At 66.0% G+C, this 24,954-nt stretch carries 20 protein-coding genes and 3 tRNA genes; 8 read left to right on the top strand and 15 right to left on the bottom strand.

What is annotated here, in order from left to right:
* Positions 1 to 139: 139 nt before the first annotated feature.
* The 3 genes from ACYX4P_RS10505 to ACYX4P_RS10495 all read left to right on the top strand — a co-directional run bounded on the left by ACYX4P_RS10505 (position 140) and on the right by ACYX4P_RS10495 (position 2,103).
* Positions 140 to 1,771, top strand: a complete 1,632-nt coding sequence (locus ACYX4P_RS10505) for an AbgT family transporter (protein ID WP_248116280.1) — start codon at positions 140 to 142, stop codon at positions 1,769 to 1,771.
* A 96-nt stretch (positions 1,772 to 1,867) separates the two neighbouring features.
* Positions 1,868 to 1,944: transfer RNA gene (locus ACYX4P_RS10500), tRNA-Asp, on the top strand.
* Between the two features lie 82 nt (positions 1,945 to 2,026).
* Positions 2,027 to 2,103, top strand: a tRNA-Asp gene (locus tag ACYX4P_RS10495).
* A gap of 214 nt (positions 2,104 to 2,317) precedes the next feature.
* Here ACYX4P_RS10495 and ACYX4P_RS10490 read toward each other — a convergent pair.
* The gene (locus tag ACYX4P_RS10490; protein WP_248116278.1) at positions 2,318 to 3,568 is read right to left on the bottom strand and encodes a glycosyltransferase; all 1,251 of its coding nucleotides are present in this window, start codon (positions 3,566 to 3,568) and stop codon (positions 2,318 to 2,320) included.
* Between the two features lie 311 nt (positions 3,569 to 3,879).
* On the opposite strand from ACYX4P_RS10490, the gene ACYX4P_RS10485 reads away from it, so the two are divergent.
* On the top strand, positions 3,880 to 7,179 hold the full coding sequence (locus ACYX4P_RS10485) for an autotransporter outer membrane beta-barrel domain-containing protein (RefSeq protein ID WP_248116276.1): 3,300 nt from the start codon (positions 3,880 to 3,882) through the stop codon (positions 7,177 to 7,179).
* A 59-nt stretch (positions 7,180 to 7,238) separates the two neighbouring features.
* Here the strand turns inward: ACYX4P_RS10485 and ACYX4P_RS10480 are convergent.
* The 4 genes from ACYX4P_RS10480 to clpX all read right to left on the bottom strand — a co-directional run bounded on the left by ACYX4P_RS10480 (position 7,239) and on the right by clpX (position 11,778).
* Positions 7,239 to 7,315, bottom strand: a tRNA-Val gene (locus tag ACYX4P_RS10480).
* 33 nt (positions 7,316 to 7,348) lie between these two features.
* Positions 7,349 to 7,624: an HU family DNA-binding protein gene (locus ACYX4P_RS10475; RefSeq protein WP_248116274.1), complete on the bottom strand. Its 276-nt coding sequence runs from the start codon at positions 7,622 to 7,624 to the stop codon at positions 7,349 to 7,351.
* 102 nt (positions 7,625 to 7,726) lie between these two features.
* The gene (lon, locus tag ACYX4P_RS10470) at positions 7,727 to 10,123 is read right to left on the bottom strand and encodes an endopeptidase La (RefSeq protein WP_248116272.1); all 2,397 of its coding nucleotides are present in this window, start codon (positions 10,121 to 10,123) and stop codon (positions 7,727 to 7,729) included.
* 386 nt (positions 10,124 to 10,509) lie between these two features.
* Positions 10,510 to 11,778: an ATP-dependent Clp protease ATP-binding subunit ClpX gene (clpX, locus tag ACYX4P_RS10465; protein WP_087119136.1), complete on the bottom strand. Its 1,269-nt coding sequence runs from the start codon at positions 11,776 to 11,778 to the stop codon at positions 10,510 to 10,512.
* 194 nt (positions 11,779 to 11,972) lie between these two features.
* Here clpX and ACYX4P_RS10460 point away from each other — a divergent pair, with 194 nt between their 5' ends.
* The gene (locus ACYX4P_RS10460) at positions 11,973 to 12,620 is read left to right on the top strand and encodes an HAD-IB family hydrolase (protein WP_248116270.1); all 648 of its coding nucleotides are present in this window, start codon (positions 11,973 to 11,975) and stop codon (positions 12,618 to 12,620) included.
* Between the two features lie 2 nt (positions 12,621 to 12,622).
* Here the strand turns inward: ACYX4P_RS10460 and ACYX4P_RS10455 are convergent, their stop codons facing one another.
* The 4 genes from ACYX4P_RS10455 to tig form a co-directional block, all read right to left on the bottom strand.
* Positions 12,623 to 12,943 (bottom strand): hypothetical protein, encoded by a 321-nt coding sequence (locus tag ACYX4P_RS10455; protein WP_248116268.1) that lies wholly within the window; start codon positions 12,941 to 12,943, stop codon positions 12,623 to 12,625.
* 72 nt (positions 12,944 to 13,015) lie between these two features.
* Complete coding sequence (locus ACYX4P_RS10450) at positions 13,016 to 13,663, bottom strand: ATP-dependent Clp protease proteolytic subunit (RefSeq protein WP_150823970.1); 648 nt, start codon at positions 13,661 to 13,663, stop codon at positions 13,016 to 13,018.
* A gap of 96 nt (positions 13,664 to 13,759) precedes the next feature.
* Positions 13,760 to 14,671: a hypothetical protein gene (locus ACYX4P_RS10445; RefSeq protein WP_312571093.1), complete on the bottom strand. Its 912-nt coding sequence runs from the start codon at positions 14,669 to 14,671 to the stop codon at positions 13,760 to 13,762.
* Positions 14,672 to 14,775: 104 nt separating this feature from the next.
* Positions 14,776 to 16,122, bottom strand: a complete 1,347-nt coding sequence (tig, locus tag ACYX4P_RS10440; RefSeq protein WP_248116264.1) for a trigger factor — start codon at positions 16,120 to 16,122, stop codon at positions 14,776 to 14,778.
* A 204-nt stretch (positions 16,123 to 16,326) separates the two neighbouring features.
* On the opposite strand from tig, the gene ACYX4P_RS10435 reads away from it, so the two are divergent.
* On the top strand, positions 16,327 to 17,028 hold the full coding sequence (locus ACYX4P_RS10435) for an MBL fold metallo-hydrolase (RefSeq protein WP_282438743.1): 702 nt from the start codon (positions 16,327 to 16,329) through the stop codon (positions 17,026 to 17,028).
* A 3-nt stretch (positions 17,029 to 17,031) separates the two neighbouring features.
* Here the strand turns inward: ACYX4P_RS10435 and ACYX4P_RS10430 are convergent, their stop codons facing one another.
* Positions 17,032 to 17,325 (bottom strand): hypothetical protein, encoded by a 294-nt coding sequence (locus ACYX4P_RS10430; RefSeq protein ID WP_248116262.1) that lies wholly within the window; start codon positions 17,323 to 17,325, stop codon positions 17,032 to 17,034.
* Between the two features lie 127 nt (positions 17,326 to 17,452).
* Between ACYX4P_RS10430 and ACYX4P_RS10425 the strand changes: the two genes are divergently transcribed.
* On the top strand, positions 17,453 to 17,611 hold the full coding sequence (locus ACYX4P_RS10425; protein WP_248116260.1) for a hypothetical protein: 159 nt from the start codon (positions 17,453 to 17,455) through the stop codon (positions 17,609 to 17,611).
* A gap of 126 nt (positions 17,612 to 17,737) precedes the next feature.
* Entirely contained in the window at positions 17,738 to 17,956 is a 219-nt protein-coding gene (locus tag ACYX4P_RS10420; protein WP_248116258.1) for a con-10 family general stress protein, read from the top strand.
* Between the two features lie 87 nt (positions 17,957 to 18,043).
* Here ACYX4P_RS10420 and egtB read toward each other — a convergent pair whose 3' ends face one another.
* The 5 genes from egtB to ACYX4P_RS10395 form a co-directional block, all read right to left on the bottom strand.
* Entirely contained in the window at positions 18,044 to 20,215 is a 2,172-nt protein-coding gene (gene egtB, locus ACYX4P_RS10415) for an ergothioneine biosynthesis protein EgtB (protein ID WP_476069444.1), read from the bottom strand.
* 121 nt (positions 20,216 to 20,336) lie between these two features.
* Entirely contained in the window at positions 20,337 to 21,548 is a 1,212-nt protein-coding gene (locus ACYX4P_RS10410) for an acyl-CoA dehydrogenase family protein (protein ID WP_248116254.1), read from the bottom strand.
* Positions 21,549 to 21,652: 104 nt separating this feature from the next.
* Entirely contained in the window at positions 21,653 to 21,958 is a 306-nt protein-coding gene (locus ACYX4P_RS10405) for an SCP2 sterol-binding domain-containing protein (protein ID WP_248116252.1), read from the bottom strand.
* Positions 21,959 to 22,219: 261 nt separating this feature from the next.
* Positions 22,220 to 22,498 carry a SemiSWEET family sugar transporter gene (locus tag ACYX4P_RS10400; RefSeq protein ID WP_248116250.1) on the bottom strand — a complete coding sequence of 93 codons (279 nt, stop codon included), beginning with the start codon at positions 22,496 to 22,498 and terminating at the stop codon, positions 22,220 to 22,222.
* Between the two features lie 121 nt (positions 22,499 to 22,619).
* Complete coding sequence (locus ACYX4P_RS10395; protein WP_248116248.1) at positions 22,620 to 24,869, bottom strand: S9 family peptidase; 2,250 nt, start codon at positions 24,867 to 24,869, stop codon at positions 22,620 to 22,622.
* Positions 24,870 to 24,954: the final 85 nt, after the last annotated feature.

The raw sequence follows: 24,954 nt of genomic DNA, 5'->3' as shown, positions 1-24,954 counted from the left end.
TCAAACCCCTGCGGACATTGGCTTTTCATTGAGAATGGATCGCAAGTTTGCGCGCCATATGTCGCAGGCCCGGCGCTTGCGCGTCTTGCGTGGTCAAAGCCCTATGGCGACCTCTCTCGCGTAACCGAAAGTCATCCGAATGAGCGTCGCCAGCCGCGCCCTGAACGCCGTCGAACGGATCGGCAATCGGCTGCCTGATCCGGTCTTCCTGTTCCTGTGGCTGATCGGCGGCTTGATCGTGCTGAGCCTGATCGGGGCGGGTCTGGGTTGGTCGGCGGTCAATCCCGTCACCGGCGACCGGCTGGCGGCGCAAAGCCTGCTGTCGGGCGAAAATCTGGAGCGGCTGATCATCGGCATGCCGCGCACCCTGGCCGACTTCCCGCCGCTGGGGATCGTCATCACCATCATATACGGCGCCTCGGTCGCCGAGCGGACGGGCCTCTTCGCCACGGCCATTCGCGGCGCCCTGCTGAATGCGCCGCGCGTGATCCTGACGCCGGTCGTGGTCATCACCGGCATGGTCTCGCACCATGCGTCGGACGCCTCCTACGTCGTGGTCATACCGTTGGCTGCGGTGATCTTCGCCGCCGCGGGGCGTCATCCGCTGGCGGGCCTTGCGGCCGGTTTCGCCGCCGTATCGGGCGGATACGCCGGCAATCTGTTCCCGGGCGCCAGCGACGCCCTGATTCTGGGAATCACCGAGCCGGCCGCCCGGCTGATCGACCCATCCTATTCGGTCAACATCGCCGGCAACTGGTTCTTCATCGTCGGCGTCGTCCTCGTCTTCACCCCCATCGTCTGGTTCCTCACCGACCGGGTCATCGAACCGCGCCTGGGGGTATGGAAGCCCGCCGAGGGCGTCGCCGCCCCCGCCGCCAACGAGAAACAGCCCCTGACCGCAGCCGAGAAGCGCGGCCTGGCCTTCGCCGGCCTGGCGGTGCTGGGCATGATGGCGCTGTGGACTCTGATCACCGCCCTGCCCGGCTCCCCCTTCGTGGATCCCGACGCCGATCCGGAGCAGCGGTTCAACCCTCTGTACCGCTCGCTGGTCGCCTTCTTCGCCGTCACCTTCTTCGTAGCGGGCGGGGCTTACGGCGCAGGATCGGGCGCGATCAAGTCGCACCGCGATCTGGTGGCCATGATGCGCGACGGCATCGCCCAGCTGGCGCCCTACATCGTGCTGGCCTTCTTCGCCGCCCATTTCGTGGCCATGTTCAACTGGTCGGGGCTGGGGCCGATCCTGGCGGTCCATGCGGCGGCCGGGCTAAAAAGCATCGCCCTGCCCGCCCCGCTGCTGTTGATCTGCGTGGTCTTCGTCTCTTGCTTCTTCGACCTGTTCATCGGATCGGCCTCGGCCAAGTGGTCGGCCCTGGCGCCCATCGTGGTGCCCATGTTCATGCTCCTGGGCATCTCGCCCGAGATGACGACCGCCGCCTATCGCATGGGCGATTCTGTGACCAACATCGCCACGCCGCTGATGAGCTATTTTCCGCTGATCCTGACCTTCGCCCAGCGATGGGATCCGCGATTCGGCCTGGGGTCGCTGATGGCCACCATGTTGCCCTACGCCGGGGCGTTTCTGATCGCGGGGCTTTGCATGGTGGCGGCCTGGGTCGCCTTCGACCTGCCGCTGGGGCCGGGCGTCGGCGTCCATTACGAGCCGCCCGCCCCCGCCGTCGCCGCTCAGGAGCCTGCAGCGGGCGGCCTGGCCGGTCCGCACAGTCCGCCCCAGGCGGCCGTCGTGGCGCCGTCCACAGCCCCGTCGCGCTGACCGACGTCTTTCTCCGAAAAGGTCGCTTGACGCGCTGGGTCGAGCCGCCTAAACGACGCCCCTCGCCGGGGCGCACAGCCGCTTCGGCCGGGAAACGCGGGTGTAGCTCAGTTGGTTAGAGTGCCGGCCTGTCACGCCGGAGGTCGCGGGTTCGAGCCCCGTCACTCGCGCCACTCTCTCTAGAGATAGAAAGAGTGGCGCACACCGCCTTCCCAAGAAGCTTTCGAAACAGCTCAAAAGTTTCGTCGCAGGTACGCGGGTGTAGCTCAGTTGGTTAGAGTGCCGGCCTGTCACGCCGGAGGTCGCGGGTTCGAGCCCCGTCACTCGCGCCACTTCTTTTTCTGACATCGTTATAAAGAAGTGGCGCGCCCCCGCCTGCGCGGACGGGTCCCGCCCTCGAATTCAGTCGATAACTCAGCGCCGTCATTCCGTGGCGTCCGAAGGACGAACCCGGAACCCAGGGGGCTCGCATCGATGTTCGAATGAACCCAGCGACGGAAACTCGGCCCTGGGTTCCAAGGGCCTGTCCTGAAGACCGTCGTAAGCTCAGTGCAGTTGCAGTCCCGCGTCAGGCGTCATGAAGGTCGCCTCGCCGGTCAGCTGGCCATAGACGGCGCACAGATCCTCGAACACGCGGTTCCACGCGAACTGACTGACGGCCTTTTCGCGCGCAGCCCGGCCGATTGCCTCGATATCGCGCGCAAACAGGGCCTCGACCGCTTCGGCGTAGTCCGTCGCCTCGGCGCGCGCGGCCAGTTGCCCGACCGTATCGTCCACGGTTTCGGCCACGCCGCCGGCGTTGACGCCCACGACCGGCCGTCCGCAGGCCATGGCCTCCAGCACGATCAGGCCGAACGGCTCCTTGTCGTTGGCGTGAACGAAGGCGTCGCAGCTGGCGATGATCTTGGCGACGGCGCGGGGGTCCGTCTCGTAAGGCAGGGAGATGACCCGGTCCTCGTCCGGCATGCCCGACCCGGCGCCGACCAAGACCAAATGATAGGGCGCGCCCAGCTTCTGGACCGCTTCGATCAGCACGTCGACGTTCTTTTCCTTGGCCGGCCGTCCGGCGAAGCACAGCAGGCGCGCGTCCTGGTCCAGGCCCAGTCGGTCCAGCAGCCATTGCCGGTCGCGGCGTTCGGGCCGGAAGGTGTCGATCTCGACGCCCAGGGGGCGGATGACGATATTGTCCACGCCAGCCTCTTCCAACCGTCGGGCGATGAACCGACTCGGCGAAACCACCCGGTCGAACTGCGAAAACAGACGCGCCCAGCGCTTCTCGACCGGCTTCTTGGCCCATTCGCCGAAATGCAGCGCCGCCAGACCCGCCGGGTCCGAATGACAGAAGCCGACGACGGGGCATCCGACCCGCTGTCCGGCCTCCAGAGCGCCCTGCCCCGGCGTGTAGGGGTCGCCAGCCTCGATGATCGACGGCTTCATCGCGGCGACCCAGGCGCTCCAACGTTTGACCGACGTCGGCCAGCGGTAGCCGTCGCCGAACGGCAGCTTGGTGGCGCGCAGCCGCACCACCCCGTCCGCGCCTGCCTTGTGCCGCGCGCCCGGCACGATCAGCGAATGGCTGACCCCCGGGCGGTTGGCCTCTATCCACGCCTTCTTGGACAGGAGATAGCGTTTCACGCCCCCGGATCGCGGCGCATACAGCATGGTGGTGTCCACCAGCCGCGGCCGGTCGTCCATCGCGGCCGCCTTCAGGGCGCGCAGCGTGTCGGCGACTTCCACGTCCAGCCCCGGAATCAACCGGAGTTCGCTTTCCTGGACGTCGAGGTCGGTCATGCTCATGGGGCGTTCTCGTATGGCTGGGGCTGTCGAACGCCGAAGGGGTTCGTTGGATGCGTCGTCGCGACGCGGCGCCAAGCCTTTCGTCGCCCGTAAACCCGGCCGTGGCAAAGCTCAAGAGCAGCCCCGCCAAATCGCTCCGTATTCGCCGCAAAGCTTGGATTTGTCAGAACGTCAGTCACGGCATAGGCCGACGATCCGGCAGTTGCGGCCTTGTATTCGCCTCAAATTCGATAAACTTGAGGAAGGCTGCCGCAGACCCTGCTAAGGGGTCGCCTGTACCGTTGTGCGTGACCACCAGGGGTTTCTACCGAATGCGTATTCTGCTCGCGAGCGCCGTGGCGATCGCCCCTTTGATGGTCGCCACCGGCTCTCAGGCCGAGATCGTGATCTCAAACGCCCGCACCACGCCGATCCAGACGTCCAACGCGACCGGGACCGGCCCTGACAATATTCGCCTGGCCAGCGGCGGCAGCGTCGCGGTGACATCCGGCGCGGCCGTGACGCTGAACTCCAACCACACGGTCGACCTGGACAGCGGCAGCTCCATCACCATGGACAAGTCGGCCGACGGCTCGACCGGCCTGCTGGTCAACGGCGGCAACACCGGATCGGTCATCGTCGGCGGCGCCATCACCGTCAACGACACCCAGGAAGCGGCTGACGTGAAGGATGTCGACGGCGACGGCGACCTGGACGGTCCCTTCGCCACCGGAACCGGCCGCTACGGCGTGCGCGTGGTCGGCCCCGCGCCCTTCACCGGCAACGTCCTGGTCGAAAGCACCGGCGCCATCACGGTCGAAGGCAACAACTCCTACGGCCTGGCGGTCGAGACCGGCCTGAACGGCAAGCTGCAAAGCCTGGGCACGATCCGCGTGACCGGCGACAATACGGCCGGCATCCGCACGACCGGCCCGGTCTCCGGCAATGTCGAGCTGTCCGGCTCGATCTCGGCCCTGGGGGCCAATGCGACCGGCGTGTCGATCGAGGGCGATGTGGGCGGGGCGGTGAAGATCCACTCCTCCGTCGTCGCCACCGGCTATCGCTACACCACCCCGCCGCCGGCGCGTCCGGCGACGGGCGCCTTCGACAACGCCTCGACCCTGTTCCTGGACGAACTGGACGCCGACGACCTGCTGCAGGGCGGACCCGCGGTGCGCATCGGCGCGAGCGTGGCGGGCGGCGTCCTGCTGGACAAGGCGCTGGCCTATTCCGCCGCAGGCATCGAGGGCGATGACGACGGCGACGGCGTCAAGAACGGCGACGAGGACGACGACGGCGACGGCATCAAGAACCGCGACGATCCCGACCGCAACGGCAACGGCATCCCCGACGCCAGCGAGACGACCGCCTCGATCACCTCGCTGGGCGGCGCGCCCGCCCTGCTGGTGGGTTCGACCACCCAGGCGGTGAATCTGGGCGCCGTCGGAACGGGCGATGCGGCCTATGGCCTGATCAATCGCGGCTCCATCACGGCGTCCGGCCTGTATTCCGGCGTCGAATCGCGCGCCGTGCAGCTGGGCGTCACGGGCGGCCAGGCGGTCAATGTCGCGGGCGGCGTGCGCAACGAGGGCGGCGTGTCCTCCACCGCCGTGGACGCCAGCGCCACCGGCCTGTGGATCGGCTCGGGCGTGACCGCGCCCGCCATCGTCAACACCGGCGCCATTCAGGCCGTGGCCTCGGGCAAGGAGACCCAGAGTGCGACGGGCATTCTGATCGGCGCGGGCGCCAACGTCGGCTCCCTGACCAACACCGGCAATCTGGTCGCCTCCTTCGGCGGCAACCAGGGTTCGGCCGTGGTCATCCGCGATCAGTCGGGCGCTCTGACCCAGTTGAACAACGCCGGCTCCATCATCGGCTCGCTCACCCCCAACACCGCCGACACCAACCCGGTGACGGGAACCGTCACCGCCATCGACCTGTCGGCCAACACCAGCGGCGTCACCCTGCGCCAGTATGGCATTCCCGCTCCCGCCGGCAGCACGGCGGTCGACACCGACAAGGACGGCGTGCCGGACGCCAATGAACCGGCCATCGTCGGCGCGATCAAGCTGGGCTCGGGCGCCGACACGCTCAATATCGAGAACGGCGTCGTCAACGGCGACATCGACTTCGGCGCCGGGGCGGACAAGCTGAACATCAGCGGCGGCGCCGTGGTGACCGGCGCGATCAAGAACGGCGACAACCTGCTGGACATCAACATCGGCAAGGGGACGCTGAACGCGACCCAGACCGGCGCCGTCGGCATCTCCAGCCTGAACGTGGGCGCCGAGGGGTCGCTGCTGGTCAATCTGGACCCGGCCAACGACCGCGCCGGCGGCTTCAACGTCAGCGGCAATGCGACCCTGGCCACCGGGTCCAAGCTGGGCGTGCGCTTCTCATCCCTGCTGGACGGGCCCGAGCGGTTCAACATCATCACCGCCGGCTCGCTGAACGTCGGCCAGATCAACCAAAGCCAGCTGACCGACAATTCGCCCTACCTCTATGTGGTCGAGGCCGGGGTCAATCAGGCCGCCAACACCGTCTATGTCGACGCCCGTCGCCGCACGGCCGCCGAGGCCAGTCTGATCCCGGTCGAGGCCTCGGCCTACGACGCCGTCTATGCGGCCCTGGGGTCCAATGAGACGGTGCGCAACCTGTTCCTGTCGCAGACGACCCGAGACGGCTTCATCGACGCCTATGAGCAGATGCTGCCCGACCACTCGGGCGGTCCGCTGATGTCGCTGTCGGCCGGCGTCGACGCCGTGACCCGCGCCCTGACCGGCCGCAACGCCGTCGCCGCGCCGGGCGAGACCAGCGCCTGGGTGCAGGAGATCAACTTCTATGCCGACAAGGACAAGACCGATTCCTACGGCTTCCGCTCCGAGGGTTTCGGCGTGGCGGGCGGCGTGGAAAAGGGCACGAGCGTCGGCGCGGTCGGCATCTCTGCCGCCTTCACCTCCTCGGACATCAAGGACCCCGAGTCCGAAGCCGAAGAGGTCCTGTCCGCCAACCTCTTGGAACTGGGTCTCTACTGGCGCGCCCAGGGCCAGTACTGGACGACCTGGGCCCGCGCGGCCGGCGGCTACGCCAGCTTCAACGCAGACCGCTCACTGGTCGCCAGCGGCGTCTATCTGAACAACAAGTCCGACTGGCACGGCTGGACCGCCGCCGTCGCGGGCGGCGCCAGCTATGAGCGGAACTTCGGCCGCCTGAACGTGCGGCCGGAAATCTACGGCGAGTATTTCCGCCTGTCGGAAGGCGCCCGCAGCGAGAGCGGCGGGGGCGACGGCTTCGATCTGGACATCGATTCGCGCGACAGCCACATCTTCTCGGCCGTGGCGGCGATGAACATCGGCTACGGTTTCGGCCGCAACGGCTGGATCCGCCCCGAACTGCGCGTCGGCTATCGCCAGAACATCTCGGTGGACGCCGGCGAGACCATCGCCCGCTTCGCCAGCGGCGGCCCGGACTTCATCCTGTCGCCGGACGCCATCGAGGGCGGCGGACCGATCCTGGGCTTCCGCCTGAACTTCGGCAACGAGCTGGGGATGCTGTCGCTGACGGGCGACGCGGAACTGCTGGAGGACTACGTCCGCTATTCGCTGCTGCTGCGGGCCAGCTTCCGCTTCTGATCTGAAGAGAGAGCCAAAAATGCAAAAGGCCGCCGGATCGCTCCGGCGGCCTTTTGTTATGGTAGGCGGCGACGGGTTCGAACCGCCGACCCTCTCGGTGTAAACGAGATGCTCTGACCAGCTGAGCTAGCCGCCCTCAAATCGGAGACGGGCTTATGCCCTTCCCGCCTCAACCGTTCAAGGCGCTTTTCAAGCCTTCCCCTGGACGAAAGCGCGCGGTGCGGGACGCTGGCCGGGCCACGGCGGCGCCGGTCTGGGGATTGCGGGCCACGCCGGCCTTGCGATCCACGGCGACGAAGCTGCCGAAGCCGATCAGCTTGACGTCCTGCCCCTTGGTCAGAGCCTCGGCCACGCCGTCGGTAAAGGCCTCCAGCGCCGATTTCGCCTGGTCGCGGCTGATGTTCGCCGCTGCGGCCATGCGGCCGATCAGTTCTGCCTTGGTCATCCTGCCCTCCAAGCCGAATCACTAAAGGCCAGATCGCCGGTGGCGTCAAAAACGAAAACGCCGCCGGGTGTTGACCGGCGGCGCTTCCTCTTCAACCCGGCGTCAGTGACTGACGGTCGTGGCGGGTCCGTCCAGCGGCGGCACGGGGGCCGGCAACGGCTCGGCCGCCTCGTCCCACTCGACCGGGGTCAGGGTGCCGACCAGGGCCCACTTCAACGCCTCGTCCGCCGTGGAGATCGGCACGATTTCCAACGCCGACTTCACATTGTCCGGCACGTCGGCCAGGTCCTTCTCGTTCTCCTGCGGGATCAGCACGGTCTTGACGCCGGAGCGCAGGGCCGCGAGCAGCTTCTCCTTCAGGCCGCCGATGGCGGTGACACGGCCCCGCAGGGTGATCTCGCCGGTCATGGCGATATCCTTCCTGATCGGGATGCCCGTCAGGACCGAGACCATGGCCACCGTCATGGCGACGCCGGCGGACGGCCCGTCCTTGGGCGTGGCGCCATCCGGCACGTGGACGTGGATGTCGGTCTTCTCGAACACCGGCGGCTTGACGCCGAAGGCCAGGGCCCGCGAGCGGACGTAGGAGGCGGCCGCAGAGATCGACTCCTTCATCACGTCCTTCAGATTGCCGGTCACGGTCATGCGGCCGCGACCGGGCATCTTGATCGCCTCGATGGTCAGGATGTCGCCGCCGAACTCGGTCCAGGCCAGACCGGTGACGATGCCGACCTGATCCTCCTCGTCCGTCTCGCCATAGCGGAACTTCTTCACGCCCGCATAGTCGGCCAGCTTGGCCTCATCGACCGTGATCGACTTGGCGCCGGTCTTGGCCATTTCGCGAACCGCCTTGCGCGCCAGTCCGCCCAGCGCCCGTTCCAGCGAACGCACCCCGGCCTCGCGGGTGTAATAGCGGATCAGGTCGCGGATCGTGTCGTCCGGCACGATCAGCTCGCCGTCCTTCAGCCCATGGTCCGCCAACTGCTTGGGCAGGACGTGACGCTTGGCGATCTCGACCTTCTCGTCCTCGGTGTAGCCCGACACCCGGATGATCTCCATCCGGTCCATCAGCGGCTGCGGCATGTTCAGGCTGTTCGCGGTCGTCACGAACATGACCTGCGACAGGTCGTAGTCCACCTCGAGATAGTGGTCGCCGAAGGTCGAGTTCTGCGCCGGGTCCAGCACTTCGAGCAGGGCCGAAGACGGATCGCCCCGCCAATCGGACCCCAGCTTGTCGATCTCGTCCAGCAGGACGAAGGCGTTGGTCGTCTTGGCCTTCTTCATCGACTGGATGATCTTGCCGGGCATGGAGCCGATGTAGGTCCGGCGGTGGCCGCGAATCTCGCTTTCGTCACGCACCCCACCCAGCGACATGCGGACATACTCACGCCCGGTCGCCTTGGCGATGGACTTGGCCAGCGAGGTCTTGCCGACGCCGGGAGGGCCGACGAGGCACAGGATCGGGCCTTTCAAACTGCCGGTGCGCGCCTGGACCGCCAGATATTCGATAATGCGTTCCTTGACCTTCTCCAGCCCGAAGTGATCCTCTTCCAGGATGTCCTCGGCCTTCTGCAGGTCGATCGGCTTCTGCTTGGCCTTGCCCCACGGCACGGACAGCAGCCAGTCGAGATAGTTGCGGACCACGGTCGATTCCGCCGACATCGGCGACATGTTGCGCAGCTTCTTGACCTCGGCCTCAGCCTTGGCGCGGGCTTCCTTGGACAGGCGCGTCTTACGGATGCGCTTTTCCAGATCCATGATCTCGTCGCGCGCGTCGTCGGTCTCGCCCAACTCTCGCTGGATCGCCTTCATCTGCTCGTTCAGATAGTATTCGCGCTGGGTCTTCTCCATCTGGCGCTTCACGCGCGAGCGGATCTTCTTCTCGACCTGCAGGACGCTGATCTCGCCCTCCATCAGCCCATAGACCTTCTCTAGCCGCTTGGGCACGTCGAAGGTTTCCAGCAGGCCCTGCTTGTCGGCGATCTTGACCGACAGATGGGCGGCGACCGAGTCCGCCAGCTTGGAGGCGTCGGTGATCTGAGGGATGGAGCTGAGGGCCTCGGGTGGCACCTTCTTGTTCAGCTTCACATAGTTTTCGAACTGCTCGACCACGGCGCGCAGCATGGCCTCGGCCTGCGAGGTCTCGCCCGGTTCGTCCTCGATCTCGACGGCCTCGGCCTCGAAATACTCCTCGCGGTCGGTGAAGCGGGTCAGGCGCGCGCGCCCCTTGCCCTCGACCAGCACCTTGACGGTGCCGTCCGGCAGTTTCAGCAGTTGCAGCACCGAGGCCAACACCCCGATGGGATAGATGGCGTCGGGTGACGGGTCGTCGTCTACGCTGTTCTTCTGGGTGGCCAGAAGGATCTGCTTTTCGCCCTTCATGATCTCGTCGAGGGCCTTCACCGATTTCTCGCGGCCGACGAACAGCGGCACGACCATGTGCGGGAAGACGACGATGTCTCTCAGCGGCAGGACGGGCAGGATCTTGGTTTCAGTCATGATGCACATACTCCCGGGCCATTGCGTATCTCCGGCCCGCCGCCACGGTCGCCCGGACAACAGGCCCGGACAGCGCGTGACGACCCGTCGATTCCGACGGCGTTCGGATGAGTATGTGGTTTGAAAGACCCGCGGTTCAAGCGTGACGGGCGAACGGCCCACATCTGCGTGGTCGCAAAGCCGTCTGGAAGGCCAGACGAGCGTCTTCGGCCGCGCTCTTTTCGCATCGAGGGTTAAGCGCAGCGCGGCGCTGGCTGGGATGACATTCCGCCACCCTAGGCGCGCGCCCCCCATTGCATGGAGCGGAGACGCCTGGACCATAAACCCAAGAAAAAGGCCGAGGAGGTCACCCTCCCCGGCCTGCGTATTTCGGTTTTCGGACTCGATCAGGCCGCGCCGTCGGCCTTCTTCTTGGACGCTTCCGAATAGATCAGCAGCGGCTGGGCCTTGCCGTCGATGACCTCGGCGTTGACCACCACCTCCTCGACGCCTTCGAAGGTCGGCAGTTCGAACATGGTCTCCAGCAGGATGCCTTCCAGGATCGAACGCAGACCGCGCGCGCCCGTCTTGCGCGTAATCGCCTTCTTGGCGACGGCGGTCAGGGCGTCGTCGGTGAAGGTCAGTTCGACATTCTCCATCTCGAACAGACGCTTGTACTGTTTGACCAGGGCGTTCTTCGGCTCGGTCAGGATGGTGACCAAAGCGGCTTCGTCCAGGTCCTCCAGCGTCGCCAGAACCGGCAGACGGCCGATGAATTCCGGGATCAGGCCGAAACGCATCAGGTCATCCGGCTCGACGCCCTTCAGGATGTCGCCCGTCCGGCGTTCGTCGATTTCCTTGACCTGAGCGCCGAACCCGATGGAGGCCCCCGCGCCGCGCGCCGAGATCACCTTCTCCAGCCCGGCGAAGGCGCCGCCGACGATGAAAAGGATGTTGGCGGTGTCGACCTGCAGGAACTCTTGCTGCGGATGCTTGCGGCCGCCCTGCGGGGGCACGGAGGCGACAGTGCCTTCCATGATCTTCAGCAGGGCCTGCTGCACGCCCTCGCCCGACACGTCGCGGGTGATCGAGGGATTGTCGGACTTGCGGGAAATCTTGTCGATTTCGTCGATATAGACGATGCCGCGCTGCGCCCGTTCGACGTTGTAGTCGGACGCCTGAAGCAGTTTCAGGATGATGTTCTCGACATCCTCGCCCACATAACCGGCTTCAGTCAGGGTGGTGGCGTCGGCCATGGTGAAGGGCACGTCGATGATGCGCGCCAGCGTCTGGGCCAGAAGCGTCTTGCCCGAGCCGGTCGGCCCGATCAGCATGATGTTGGACTTGGCCAGTTCCACGTCGTTGTTCTTCGTCGCGTGGTTCAGACGCTTGTAGTGATTGTGCACCGCGACCGACAGCACCTTCTTGGCGTGGGCCTGGCCGATGACATAGTCATCCAGCACGTCGCGGATTTCCTTCGGCGAAGGCACGCCATCGGTCGTCTTCTTGAAGCCGATCTTGTGCTCTTCGCGGATGATGTCCATGCACAGTTCGACGCACTCGTCGCAAATGAACACGGTCGGGCCCGCGATCAGTTTGCGGACCTCGTGCTGGCTCTTTCCGCAGAACGAGCAGTACAGGGTGCTTTTGGCGTCAGAGCCGGCTGCTTTGGTCATAGACCCTTATCTCACTCCCGCGGTGCGGACCGAAATGGCCCGTAACGCGCTTCCCTCACGTTGATTCCAGCACTCTGGACGCGAAGGTCTTCAAAAAATGACAATCACCCATCACACGTTCCACGACAACCCCGAAGGCGACGGGGGATTGTTGCAGTGCGTGGATGGATCAGTGTCGACGGGGATCAAGGCGAATGTCTGACATGGGAATTCGCGGTGCGGAGCGCCAGTCCCCTCGTCCCGACCAGCCGATCGTGGCCTTCGATTTCGACGGCACGCTGACGATTCGCGACAGTTTCACCGAATTCCTGCGCTGGCGCGTCGGACCGGGCGGCTGGGCGCTGGGTCTGGTCAAGCTGGCGCCGGCCCTGGCCGCCTATGCCCGCGATAGAGACCGGGGCCGGATCAAGGCGGCCTCGGTGCGCGAGTTTCTGCACGGCGTGGACCGCCACACGCTGGAGGAAGAAGCCGCCCGGTTCGCCGATCAGATCTGGCCCCGCTTCATGCGGCCTGACGCGCTCAAGGTCTGGGACGACTGGGGCCGGCGCGGCGCCCACCGCGTCATCGTGACCGCCTCGCCCGTCACCACGGTCGCCCCGTTCGCGAAACGCCTGGGCACCGAGGCCCTGCTGGGGACCGAGTTCGTCTTTGACGCCGCCGACCGGATCACCGGCGACTTCGCCGGCCCCAACTGTCGCGGCGCGGAGAAGGTGCGGCGGCTGAAGGCGGCCTATGGCGACACCATGACGCTGGTCGCCGCCTATGGCGACACCTCGGGCGACGCCGAAATGCTGGCGATGGCCCAGGAGGCCGGCTTCCGCGTCTTTCGCGAGAAGCCCTGACCTCAGTTGCCGTCGGCGTCGACGTCGAACACCATGGGCTTGCCGCGCGTCGTCGGGTCCCAACCCGCCGCCATGATGGAGGCGACGGCGGTGCGCACCGCATCGACATTAACGCGCTGCTTCTCGACGTCCGGGCGGCCGTTGGGGCGCAGCGGCGGCGGAAACTGGACGATCGCCTCGCGCTTGTAGTCCAGGTGACGCAGCGACACGGCCATCCCCTCCCAGACATTGCCGCCCTTGGGCCGGGGCTGGCGACGCAGCTCCCACACATAGGCCTCGCCATCGACCTCGATCTGGCCGGTCTGATCTCGCGTGAACTGCATGACGGTTCCGATAGCACAAATGAAAAGGGCGCGCCGCGAGGGGCGCGCCCTTCCGGTTTCGATCCGGTCGAATCAGTGGCCAGGCGTCTTCACGCCATCGGCGTCGGCCTGTTCGCGGCGATCATAGACATGGTCCACGATGCCCCAGGCCTTGGCTTCCTCGGCCGACATGAAGTGGTCGCGATCCAGCGTCTTCTCGACTTCCTCATAGGTGCGTCCGGTGTGGTGGACGTAGATCTCGTTCAGACGTCGCTTGGTGTAGCGGATGTCGGCGGCGTGCAGTTCGATATCCGACGCTTGGCCCCGGAACCCGCCCGACGGCTGGTGCACCATGACCCGCGCGTTCGGCAGGGCGATCCGCTGGCCCGCCGCGCCCGCCGTCAGGATCAGGGAGCCGGCCGAGGCCGCCATGCCCATCACCACGGTCGAGACCGGCGATTTGATGTATTGCATGGTGTCGTAGATCGCGAGCGCCGAGGTCACCTGACCGCCGGGGCTGTTGATGTACATGCTGATCTCCTTTTTCGGATTTTCCGATTCCAGGAACAGCAGTTGGGCGCAGATCAACGACGCCATGCCGTCCTCGAACGGCCCCGTCAGGAAGATGATCCGCTCACGCAGCAGACGCGAGAAAATATCAAAGGACCGCTCGCCCCGGCTGGACTGCTCCACCACCATCGGCACGAGGTTCATATTCATCAGTTCGATCGGATCGCGCATGGATGCCTTTTTGGTCTTACGGACTGCGGCCGCAGTGGATGCGACGGCTTTGCATTCAGCATATCGCGTTCGACGCCTGCGTATGCAAGCGCCCGGTCAGCGCGGCTGTGACTCTTCGGGCTCGCCGGCCGACCGGCGACGCCGGGCTTCCAACCTGTCGGACACCGCCGCCTCCTGGGCGCGGGCCGACGCGCGATCCGGTTCGGCTTCATACAGGGCGTGCAGATAGGCGAGGTCCCAGTCCGTCATCCCCGTGACACCCTCCGGCGCATTGAACAGGTTCAGGATGGTGGGCTGATCCGAATAATCCGAACGCGGATCGACCTGGGCCAGCACCACCATGGCGGTGTAATCCAACAGCGCCGGCAACATCACGCCGTTCGCCTTGGCCATATCGATCACGACCGTGGCCGAGCTGAGGTCGTAACGAAGCGGCGAACGCATCCGGCTGAGGTTGCGTGAGGCGATGGTCGGCGGATCCTCTCCAGCGACGCGAGCCGCCAGTTGTCCTGTATCGGCGGATACGGGCAATGAAATATGCCACCAGCGCACGGGCGCATCGCTGATCTTGAACCGTTCCAGCGCCGCAAGCCCCATGTTGGTGTTGTCGATCGGCGGCCGGAATCGACGACGCCAACCTTCGACCAAGGCGGAGGCGACGGCCGGGCCATCGTCGGCGGCGATCACCAGCACATTGGGCGTACACCCCGGCGCGCCGACGCTCACGCCAAGTTCTGTGGCTATATCGCCGATCCGATCCGCCAGCATCTGGCCGTAGGGCGCCTTCATATTGGCCACGCTGACACAGACGGGCGTATTCCACCGTCCCAGTCGGGCGCCGGCCGGCGCGGCGGCGACGCGCTGGACGAACTGCTGCGCCGCCTGCCGCGTCGAACGCCCCTCGACCGTGATGTCCTCCAGGTCCACAGGCGGGGCGGTGGGCGCGGGATCCTGAGCCTGGGCGCCGGATACGAGAAGGGCGGCCAAAAACGCGCCGGGCAGGGACATGGGGATCAGCCTTGGAAAACAAAAAGGGCCCGCATCGCGGACCCTTCAAGCTTTACCGAAGATGATGTCACAACCGCCAGTTAAACGATTGTAATCCGCCGGGCTCAGCCCTCTTCGTCTTCTTCCTTCAGCAGCTCTTCCTTGGTGATCGGTTTGTCGGTCACATCGGCGACGCCCACGATCAGGTCGACGACCTTCTCTTCATAGATGGGGGCGCGCATCTGGGCGGCGGCGTTGGGGTTCTGGCGATAGAAGTTCAGGACGGCCTGTTCCTGGCCCGGATAGTTGCGCGCTTCCTGCAGGATGGCGGCGTTCAGCTCCTGATCCGTGACCTGGACGTTGTTGGCGCGGCCGATCTCGGCCAGCACCAGGCCCAGACGCACGCGGCGCTCGGCGATCTTCTTGTATTCGGCCTTCAGGTCCTCCTCGGACTTGGCGGCGTCGTCTTCCGGCAGGCGACCCGCCGCCTTGTCCGCCTCGACCTGCTGCCAGATGCCGTCGAACTCGGCGTCCACCATCTTGGGCGGCAGCGGGAAGTCGTGGGCTTCGTCCAGTTGATCCAGCAGGGCGCGCTTCAGCTTGAAGCGGGCGGCGCCGGCGTATTGCTGGTCCAGGTTGGACTTCAGCAGTTCCTTCAGCTTATCCAGCGATTCCAGACCGATGCGGGTGGCGAACTCGTCGTCGATCTTGGCTTCGGCCTCAGCCTTGATGGCCTTCACCTTGATGTCGAAGGTGGCCAGTTTGCCGGCCAGATGCGCGGCCTGATAGTTCTCAGGGAAGGTGACCTCGATGGTCTTTTCCTCGCCGACCTTGGTGCCCGTCAGTTGCTCTTCGAAGCCGGGGATGAAGCGGCCCGAGCCGATCACCAGGTCCGCATCCTCGGCGGCGCCGCCTTCGAAGGGTTCGCCGTCCAGCTTGCCCAGGAAGTCGATCGTCAGTTGGTCGCCCTCGGCGGCCTTGACGGTCTTGCCCTTCTTGTCTTCGTAGGTCTTGGCCTGACCGGCCAGTTCCGTCAGGGCCTCGTCCAGATCGGCGTCCGACGCCTCATAGGTAGGGCGTTCCAGCTTCAGGGTCTTGGGATCGACCGGCTCGAACTCCGGCATGATCTCCAGCGACATTTCATAGGCCAGGTCTTCCTGACCGGCGATCACCTTGTCCATGTCGCTGGTCAGCTTCATCTCGGCAGGAGCAGCAGGCCGGATCTTGGCCTCGTCCAGGGCCTTCTGGCTGGTTTCGTTAAGCTCGGCGTTGATGATCTCGCCCATGAACTCGCGGCCGAAGGTCTTCTTGACGTGGGCGACCGGCACCTTACCCGGACGGAAGCCCTTCAGCTTCACCTGAGGGGCGACTTCCTTGACGCGGGCGTCGAGCTTTTCGTTCAGCTCCGCGACGGGAATGGTGACCGCGATCACGCGGCTGAGGCCTTCGTTCGACTTTTCGACGACTTGCATGGTCGGGACTTCTGACGCTCTGGGGCGCATGATCGTGGGACACGACGGGCGCGGAATGGATAAAGCAAGAAGGCCGCCCCGCCCAGGTCATGGGCAGCAGCGGCGCCTCGAAGCCCGCCCTTATGTCGAGAAGGGTCCAAAAGGTCAACGCGGGCGTGATCGCCGCCGGTGGTTTCGCGCATCGGCCGGCCTTATACTGGCGCGATGAGCCAGCCCGCCTCCCCCATTGGCGTCTTCGTCACGCCCGTCACCCCGCTTCAGCAGAACTGCACGACCGTCTGGTGCACCGCGACGAACAAGGCCGCCGTTATCGACCCTGGCGGATCGGTGGATGTCATTTTGAACGAGGTTGCACGGCGTGGCCTGACCTTGGACCAGATCTGGATCACCCACGGCCACCTGGATCACGCGGGCGGCGCGGCGGAGATGCAGGAAAAGAGCAGCGTTCCGATCATCGGACCACAGAAGGCCGATCAGTTCTGGATCGACCGCATCGTCGAAAGCGGCCGGATGTACGGCCTGCCCGACGCGCGTCCCTTCACGCCCGACCGCTGGCTGGAAGACGGCGACACCCTCAGCCTGGGCGAGACCCAGTGGGAGGTGCGCCACTGTCCCGGACACACGCCCGGTCACGTCATCTTCTTCAACCGGACGGCGCGATTCGCTCAGGTCGGCGACGTGCTGTTCAAGGGGTCGGTCGGACGGACCGATTTCCCCATGAGCGACCCGTCCGCTCTGATCCGCTCGGTGGTCGAAAAGCTGTGGCCGCTGGGCGACGACGTCACCTTCGTGCCGGGACACGGGCCGATCTCGACCTTCGGCGAAGAACGCCGCACCAATCCGTTCGTCTCGGACGCCGCCCTCAGGCAGGCGCCGATCCGGCGAGAGCCGGTCGGGCCCGCCTGACGATCAGCGGCGCAGCCACATACCGATGATGACGCCGACGCCCAGGGCGTACAGGGTCGTTCGGATCGGCTCGTCGCGGATGCCGTCACGCGCGTCGTCGATCTGGTGCGAGACCATTTGGCGCACTCGCTCGGCGTCGTCCTTGACCGCCTGACGCACAGAGGTGGTCGGGGCGAAGCTGTCGTCTTCGCCCGAGGCCAGTATGGCGTCCGCTTGGCGATCCAGCCGCTGGTTCAGGCTGTCGTCTTCGATGACGATGTCGTCGGGGGTTGGGGCGGCGATGGGGCTCTGTGTCATGTCGGTCTCCGGGTTCGCAGATCAAACCAGCCGCGACCCACGAAGTTCCCCTGCGGCATGACGGCGCGCCAGTCCGTCGAACGCGGCGTCGCGCCGGGCGTTGTCTCCTCAACAGAAGGAGATGGCCATGACCTATATCGAACCCACGCCCTCGGGCGCCCCCCAGCCCGAAATCCCGCCCGCCCCCACGCCCGAACCCGAAATCCAGCCGTCGGATACGCCGGACGAAGTTCCGCCCATGGAACCCGGCGGCGGCGATGAAGGTGATTCGCGCCCCTATGGCTGATGGCCGAAGTCGAGGCGCGAAGAGATGCTCAGAGCCATGACAGTAAAACAGGGTTCCGAACGGAACCGTCACCGAGTCACTGGGTTCACTTCAGCAAGCGCAACGGCGACACTGAAAGGAAGACCGATGGACAGCCAACCCACCCGACCCTCAGGCGTTTCCAAGCGAGGCTTTGCTTCAATGGACCCCGAACGTCAGCGCGAGATCGCCCGTAAGGGCGGCGCCAGCGTGCCCAGCGAGAAGCGCAGCTTCTCCCAGGATCGCAGCCTGGCCGCCCAGGCCGGCCGCAAGGGCGGCGAGGCGTCGCACGGCACGAAAAAGGATCCGGCGGAAAGCCCGGACTGAGCGGGTTAGATCCCACTCCATATCAAAGGGCGGCCCATCGCAGGATGAGCCGCCCTTTCTTATTGCGACAGTCGCGAAGGCGGCCGATCAGCCGCGCAGAAGCGACAGGGCCACACTGGGTTCCGACGAAACGTCCAGGCGCGACACCGTCCACCCCGCCGCCTCGGCCATGGCCGTAATGGTCTCGGGCGTGAACTTGCGCGAGCTTTCGGTGTGGATCGTCTCGCCCTCCATGAAGCGGAAGGTCCGGCCGTCGATGAAGGCGGTCGTGGGCTTGGCCGCTCGAAGATGCATCTCCATGCGCGAGGCCTGGGGGTTCCAGACCGCCTGGTGCGCGAAGACGTCCAGATCGAAATCGGCGCCCAGTTCGGCGTTGGCCCGGACCAACAGGTTCATATTGAACGCCGCCGTCACCCCTTTCGCGTCGTCGTAGGCGGCGACCAGCACGCCCGCATCTTTCACAAGATCGGTCCCCAGGATGAACAGACTGCCCTCCCCCAGCATCCGGCGCGCCGCGGCCAGGAAGCGCACCGCCTCGTCCGGCTGCAGATTGCCGATGGTCGAGCCGGGGAAGAAGCCGATCCTGCGCCCCTTGGGCAGGTCGTCCGGCAGGGGCGACAAATGTTCGAAATCGCCCAGCAACGGCTCGACCCGCAACTGCGGATAGTCGGCGCCGATACGGTGAGCGGCGTGCGCCAGGGCGCTTTCGCTGATGTCCAGCGGCACATAGGCGCCCAGGTCCGGCACGGCGTCCAGCAGGATGCGCGTCTTCTCGCTGGCGCCCGATCCGAACTCCACCAACACCGCATCAGACCCGAAGTCGGCCGTCAGTTCCGCCGCCCGTTCGCGCAGCAGGGCCGTCTCCTGCCGCGTCGGATAGTATTCCGTCAGGGCGGTGATGTCCTCGAACAGGCGCGACCCCTCCGCATCATAGAACCATTTGGGCGGCACGGCCTTCTGCGGCTGCGACAGGCCGTCGATCATGTCGCGGCGGAAGGCCTCGGTCTGGGCGTCGTCCACGCGGGTCGCGGACGGATCGTCGCGACGCGCGGCGGCGTCTTCGGCTAGTCTCAGACCCATGAAGGCCCACCTTTGCTGGGGATAGTAGAAGTTGCGGTACGTCAGGCGCGCATGGCCGGGCGGCGTGGCGAAGGCGCCGCCCCGCAACACCATCTGATTGGCCATGAACTTGCCGTTGTATTCGGCGGCCGTGCCCGGCGTGGGCTGGAAGCCCGGATAGGGGGCATAGGCGCTGGCGGTCCACTGCCAGACCTCGCCCGACAGGTTGGAGAAGGCGTCGCCCTTCGTCGCGGCGGCATGCTCCCACTCCGCCTCGGTCGGCAGGCGCTTTCCGGCCCAACGCGCATAGGCGTCGGCTTCGTAGAAACTGATGTGGCGCACCGGGGCGGCCGGATCGACGGGCGCGCGGCCGGTCAGCCCCATCACGGTCCAGTCCTCGCCGTCGCGCCGCCAGTAGTGCGGCGCGATCCAGCCCTCGGCCTTCACCACCGCCCAGCCGTCCGACAGCCACAGATCGGCGCGCCCATAGCCGTCGTCGGCCATGAACCGCAGCCAGTCGCCGTTCGTCACCAGATCGGCGGCCAAGGCGAACGGCTCCAACCAGACCCGGTGCGCCGGGCCTTCGTTGTCGAATGCGAAATCCGCCCCGTCGTGACCGACGGTGACCAGACCGCCGTCGAGGGCCACGACGCCGCCGCGCGCCGGCTGAAGCGGCTCCGTGCGCGGTTCGACCTCATAGCCAGCCGGATCCAGCGGCGAGCGCGACAGCAGGTTCAGAATATCCATCAGGAACAGCTCCTGATGCTGCTGGTCGTGATGCAGGCCCAGTTCCAGCAGATAGCGATGCTGACCGCCCGACGGCGCCTGGGCCAGCCAGTCGACCATGCGACGGTCGATTTCGCGGCGATAGGCCAGCACCTCGTCGACGGAAGGCCGGGTCATCAGGCCACGCTGATGACGCGCCACCCGCTCGCCCAGCGCCTCGTAGTAGGAATTGAACAACTGCTGGAACCGCGCATCGACCGGCCGATAGGCCGGGTCGTCGCTCAGGATCATCGCCTCGAAGAACCAACTGGTATGGGACAAATGCCACTTGCCGGGGCTACAATCCGGCATGGACTGGGCCGACAGGTCCTCGGTCGACAAACCCTGCGCCAGATCGACCATGACTGCACGCACGGCTCGGTAACGCGCCACGTCAGACGCAACCCCCGCATCGGGTTCAAAGCGCGCATTCATGCCGGCCGTTCCGTGGCTAGACCGCTCGACGACCCCGACTCAACGCCCTGCCGTTCCTTGATCGTTCCAACGCCATCGACCAGCCAAGGTTCCCAACCGATTGGCCAGAAACGACTTTCGGTCAGCGCGCCGGGCGTCCCCCATGTTTGGCGTATTCCAGCCGTGCGATGGTGCGGTTGTGAACCTCGTCCGGGCCGTCGGCGATGCGCAGGGTGCGCACCCCGGCATACAGCTCGGCCAGAGGCGTGTCGCCCGACACCCCGGCCCCGCCGAACGCCTGGATGGCGTCGTCGATGACCTGAAGCGCCATCTTCGGCGCCGCCACCTTGATCTGGGCGATCTCGGAGCGGGCGTTCTTGGCCCCGACCTCGTCCATCATCCAGGCGGCCTTGAGCACCAGCAGGCGGCACATTTCGATATTGGTGCGGGCGTCGGCGACGCGCTGCTCCCACACCGAATGCTCGGCCAACTGTCTTCTGAAGGCGGTGCGGTTCAAGAGCCGCGTCACCATCAACTCCAAGGCCCGTTCCGCCGCCCCGATCACGCGCATGCAATGGTGGATGCGGCCCGGCCCCAGCCGCCCTTGCGCGATCTCGAAGCCCCGCCCCTCGCCGGCGATCAGGTTCTCGACCGGCACCCGCACATTCTCCAGCACGACCTCGGCATGGCCGATGGGCTTCTCGTCATAGCCGAACACCGACAGCATTCGCTCGACGCGGAATCCGGGCGCATCGACCGGCACGATCACCTGCGACTGCTGGGCGTGGGTCGCGGCCTCCGGGTCGGTCTTGCCCATGACGATGGTCATGGCGACGTTCGGGTGGCCCATATTGGTCGACCACCATTTGCGGCCGTTGATGACGTAGTGATCGCCGTCGCGTTCGATCCGGGTCTGGATGTTCGTGGCGTCCGAGGATGCGACCTCCGGCTCGGTCATCAGAAAGGCGGAGCGGATTTCGCCGGCCATCAGCGGCTTCAGCCAGCGATCCTGCTGGGCCGCATTCCCGTACATATGCAGCACTTCCATATTGCCGGTGTCGGGGGCGTTGCAGTTGAACACCTCGGCCGACCACAGATGGCGGCCCATCATCTCGGCCAGGGGCGCATACTCCAGATTGGTCAGGCCCGCCCCGTGCTCTCCCGGCAGGAACATGTTCCAAAGCCCCGCCTGGCGCGCGGCGGCCTTCATCGCCTCCATCACGGGCGGCTGGCGGGTCGCGTCCTCGCGGACCTGGGCGAAATATTCATGCTCGCGCGGGATCACCTGCTCGTCCAGGAAACGGCGGACGCGGGCGTGCCAGTCCAGGGCGCGGTCGGAATGTTTGAAGTCCATGTCGTTTCCTCTTCCCGTTCGCGCTTCTACCGAGCGCTCGATACGAAAACGGCGCGGCTCCCGATCGAGAGCCGCGCCGCCCTAAATGGTCGTTCAGACCGGCATCAGCGCTTCAGCAGCGGCGCCAGCTTCTGGGCGATCATCATGTCGCCGGCGATCTTCAGCTTGCCCTGCATGAAGGCCATCATCGGGTCCAGCTTGCCTTCCGACAGAGCCATGAAGTCATCCCATTTGATCGAGACGGTGGCGTCGGCGGGCTTGTCCTCGTTCGTCACCGTGTTCGGCGTGGAGGCGCCGTCGATGAAGATCTTGCCCTGGTCGCCCAGGTCGAGCTTGACGGTCTTGCCGAGGCCGGAGTTGTCGCCGACGGCGCCGCGGATGTGTTCGGTGACTTGTGCGAGATCAGGCATTGGGGGCGTCTCCCTGTTGGACGTTGTCGCTATGGGTTAGCCCGCATCGGCGGGGGCGCCAAGATCACGTCGGGGAAGGTTGGATCACTTCTGATCGGGTTCGCGGGCGTAGAGGGCGGCCGCGCCCACGGCGACCATGAAGAAGACGAAGGCCGCGACGATGGCGGCGATGAAGGGAACGGCGGCTTCGGGCATCGGAAATCTCCTTTGCCGAATGTGTGTGCGCGAACGCCCACGGCCGCCTTGATCAAGATCAAATGGTCAGGCGTCGGGGTCGCCGTCGCGAAACCGCCACTTCATCACCAACACGCCCGACGCCATCACCAGGGCGCAGGCGTTGGCGACCGTGACCGGCCAGGCCTGGGTCATCACCCCATAGACGACCCACAGCACGAAACAGGTCACCGTCAGCGAATAGGTCTTCAGGCTGACCGACGACGCATCGCGCTCTTTCCAGATCTTGACCGCCTGGGGCGCGAAACTGGTGATCGAACACACGGCCGCCGCCGAGCCGACGACATTGGCGATCAGGTCGCTCATGAAACGATCTTTCGCGTGCGTTCGCCCTGTCTCGCCATTCTTGACCCTCACCCTCAGCCTTAGGCCCCATTCACCGAAAGCGCGGCGGGGCGAAAGGATGCTCGACCGGCGGATCCGAGCATCAGTCCGCCTTGGGCGCGGCCCGCTTGCCGATCGTGCGGTCCAGGAAGTCCAGATAGGTGCGCCATTGCTGCAGTTGTCTCGGGTCGCCGCGAACGCCGTGCCGCTGGCCGGGATACAGCATCATCTCAAACGGCTGGCTCTTGGCCTGCAGGGCGTCGATGACGCGCGTCGCATTGCCGAAGATGACGTTGTCGTCGGCCATGCCGTGCAGCAGCAATAGGCGGCCGGTCATGTCGTCCAGGCGCGGCAGGATGTCGGTGGCGGCATAGCCTTCCGGGTTGGCCTGCGGCGTGGACATGTAGCGTTCGGTGTAGTGGGTGTCGTACAGGCTCCACTCCGTCGGCGCCGCGCCCGCCAGGGCCGCCGCCAGGTTCGCGTCCTTGTCCGTCAGGGTCAGCAGGCTGAGGAAGCCGCCGAAGCTCCAGCCCATCACCGCGATATGGTCAGGATCGACATAGGGCAGCGTCTTCAGCCATTGCGCGGCCTGGGCCTGGTCCTCGACCGCCGGAATGCCCAGGCGGCGATAGATGCTGGTCTCGAACGCCTGCGACCGATCGCCCTCGCCGCGATTGTCGACGCGGAAGACGATGTAGCCCGCCTCGGTCAGCAACTGGTTGGTCAGCGGCTGCCAGCTCTTCTGCACGCCGGCGCCCGTGCCGGGGCCGCCATAGACCTGCATCACCACCGGGTATGTCTTGGACGGATCGAAGTCGGGCGGCGTGGTCATGCGCCAGACCAGGGTCTGGCCGTGGCTCTGCATCGTCCCGAACTCCGGTGCGCGCAGGCGCGAGGCGTAGGGGGCGAACGGATGGCTGGCGTCCAGCCTGTTCTCCTCGATCCAGCGCACCCGCGTCCCGTCGATCCGGTACAGCGCCGACTGCGGCGGCGTGGCGGGGTCGGAATAGTTGCCGACATAGGCCGTCGCCGGCCCGTTCACCGACACGGTCCACCACCCGCCGCCCGGCGTCACGGCGACCGGATCGACTGTGCGGTTCAGATTGGCGCGGAACATCTGCTGCTCGATCGGCAGTTCCTTGGCGTCCCGCATCGAGGCCGTGAAATAGACGTCGCCGGTCTGTTCATTGACCCCGTCCAGATGCTTGACCGGATAGTCGCCTCGCGTGATCGCCCGCAGCCGTCGTCCGTTGCGGTCGTACAGATACAGGTGCCGCCACCCCGAATCCTCGTTGGACCAGATGAAACGCCCGTCCGACAGCACCCTGAAATCGTCGTTCAGATCGACCCAGGCCTGGGCCTTCTGGCTCAGGATCACGCGCGAGGCGCCCGTGGTCGGATCGACGCTCAGCAGGTCCAGCGTCTTCTGGTCGCGCGACTGGCGCTGGACATACAGGGTCCTGCCGTCGCCGGACCAGTTGACCCGCGCCAGATAGATGTCGGTGTTGGCGCCCAGGTCCACCTTGACCCGCGCACCGCTCTGCAGATCGCGGACATACAGTTCAACCACGGCATTGGGCCGGCCCGCGCGGGGGTAGCGCTGCTCGACCATGGTCGCGCCGCCGCCGGTGATCTCGAAGCGCGGCACGACGTCCACCGGGCTTTCGTCCACGCGGGTCATGGCGATGTAGCGTTCGTCCGGGCTCCACCAATAGCCGGTGTCGCGGTCCATCTCCTCCTGGGCGATGAACTCGGCGGTGGCCCAGGTGATCAGGCCGGCGCCGTCATCGGTGATCGGGGTCTCCTTGCCGCTCGCCAGATCATAGACGATCAGGTTCTGCTCGCGGACATAGGAGACATAGCTGCCCTTGGGCGAGACCTTGGCGTCGATCTCGTCGGCGGGCGTCTCGGTCAGGCGGCGCACCTTGCCGTCGGCCCGATTGGCCAGGAAGATGTCGCCTTCCAGCGGCGCCAGGATATAGCGCCCCTGCTGGTCCCACGAATATTCCACCACGCCGCGCGCGCTGATCCGCATCCGCTCGCGCCGCGCCTTCTCGGCCTCCGACAACTCGCCCGCATCGGGAACCAGGGCCCGCGCGTCGATCAGCTTATAGGGTTCTCCCGCCCCGGTCGGCGCGGCCCACAGGTCCTGCACATCCACATTGTCCGGCCGCGAGCGCAGGAAGGCCACCAGTTGCCCGTCCGGCGACAGGCTGACGCCCTTGGCCACCGGTCCGTTCAGATTGGGGCTGGCGAACACCCGCTCCGGCGTCAGGATGTTGGATGGCGTCTCCTGCGCAAGCGCCGATGTGGCGGACAGGAGGATGGTCGAGGCGAGAAGGACGGTGCGCATGGGCCGGGACGCTAACCGCGCTTCTGCAAGCCGTCACGAGGAAATGTCGTCGCCGGGCGAAACGCTTTTTCTTTCCTGCGACCGG

It is taken from the genome of Brevundimonas sp. ABV4_179, from assembly GCF_056311945.1.
Note: the sequence above shows the minus strand (reverse complement) of the source record. Positions and strands in the feature narration are given on the sequence as shown.

What these genes read in the sequence shown, in the direction of transcription:
- clpX (WP_087119136.1), bottom strand. Translation starts at nt 11,778, where the DNA reads ATGACCAAAGCAGCCGGCTCTGACGCCAAAAGCACCCTGTACTGCTCG.
- ACYX4P_RS10405 (WP_248116252.1), bottom strand. Translation starts at nt 21,958, where the DNA reads ATGCCTGATCTCGCACAAGTCACCGAACACATCCGCGGCGCCGTCGGC.
- egtB (WP_476069444.1), bottom strand. Translation starts at nt 20,215, where the DNA reads ATGAATGCGCGCTTTGAACCCGATGCGGGGGTTGCGTCTGACGTGGCG.
- ACYX4P_RS10395 (WP_248116248.1), bottom strand. Translation starts at nt 24,869, where the DNA reads ATGCGCACCGTCCTTCTCGCCTCGACCATCCTCCTGTCCGCCACATCG.
- ACYX4P_RS10475 (WP_248116274.1), bottom strand. Translation starts at nt 7,624, where the DNA reads ATGACCAAGGCAGAACTGATCGGCCGCATGGCCGCAGCGGCGAACATC.
- lon (WP_248116272.1), bottom strand. Translation starts at nt 10,123, where the DNA reads ATGACTGAAACCAAGATCCTGCCCGTCCTGCCGCTGAGAGACATCGTC.
- ACYX4P_RS10490 (WP_248116278.1), bottom strand. Translation starts at nt 3,568, where the DNA reads ATGAGCATGACCGACCTCGACGTCCAGGAAAGCGAACTCCGGTTGATT.
- ACYX4P_RS10400 (WP_248116250.1), bottom strand. Translation starts at nt 22,498, where the DNA reads ATGAGCGACCTGATCGCCAATGTCGTCGGCTCGGCGGCGGCCGTGTGT.
- ACYX4P_RS10435 (WP_282438743.1), top strand. Translation starts at nt 16,327, where the DNA reads ATGAGCCAGCCCGCCTCCCCCATTGGCGTCTTCGTCACGCCCGTCACC.
- tig (WP_248116264.1), bottom strand. Translation starts at nt 16,122, where the DNA reads ATGCAAGTCGTCGAAAAGTCGAACGAAGGCCTCAGCCGCGTGATCGCG.
- ACYX4P_RS10450 (WP_150823970.1), bottom strand. Translation starts at nt 13,663, where the DNA reads ATGCGCGATCCGATCGAACTGATGAATATGAACCTCGTGCCGATGGTG.
- ACYX4P_RS10410 (WP_248116254.1), bottom strand. Translation starts at nt 21,548, where the DNA reads ATGGACTTCAAACATTCCGACCGCGCCCTGGACTGGCACGCCCGCGTC.
- ACYX4P_RS10420 (WP_248116258.1), top strand. Translation starts at nt 17,738, where the DNA reads ATGGACAGCCAACCCACCCGACCCTCAGGCGTTTCCAAGCGAGGCTTT.
- ACYX4P_RS10505 (WP_248116280.1), top strand. Translation starts at nt 140, where the DNA reads ATGAGCGTCGCCAGCCGCGCCCTGAACGCCGTCGAACGGATCGGCAAT.
- ACYX4P_RS10485 (WP_248116276.1), top strand. Translation starts at nt 3,880, where the DNA reads ATGCGTATTCTGCTCGCGAGCGCCGTGGCGATCGCCCCTTTGATGGTC.
- ACYX4P_RS10445 (WP_312571093.1), bottom strand. Translation starts at nt 14,671, where the DNA reads ATGTCCCTGCCCGGCGCGTTTTTGGCCGCCCTTCTCGTATCCGGCGCC.
- ACYX4P_RS10460 (WP_248116270.1), top strand. Translation starts at nt 11,973, where the DNA reads ATGTCTGACATGGGAATTCGCGGTGCGGAGCGCCAGTCCCCTCGTCCC.
- ACYX4P_RS10430 (WP_248116262.1), bottom strand. Translation starts at nt 17,325, where the DNA reads ATGACACAGAGCCCCATCGCCGCCCCAACCCCCGACGACATCGTCATC.
- ACYX4P_RS10425 (WP_248116260.1), top strand. Translation starts at nt 17,453, where the DNA reads ATGACCTATATCGAACCCACGCCCTCGGGCGCCCCCCAGCCCGAAATC.
- ACYX4P_RS10455 (WP_248116268.1), bottom strand. Translation starts at nt 12,943, where the DNA reads ATGCAGTTCACGCGAGATCAGACCGGCCAGATCGAGGTCGATGGCGAG.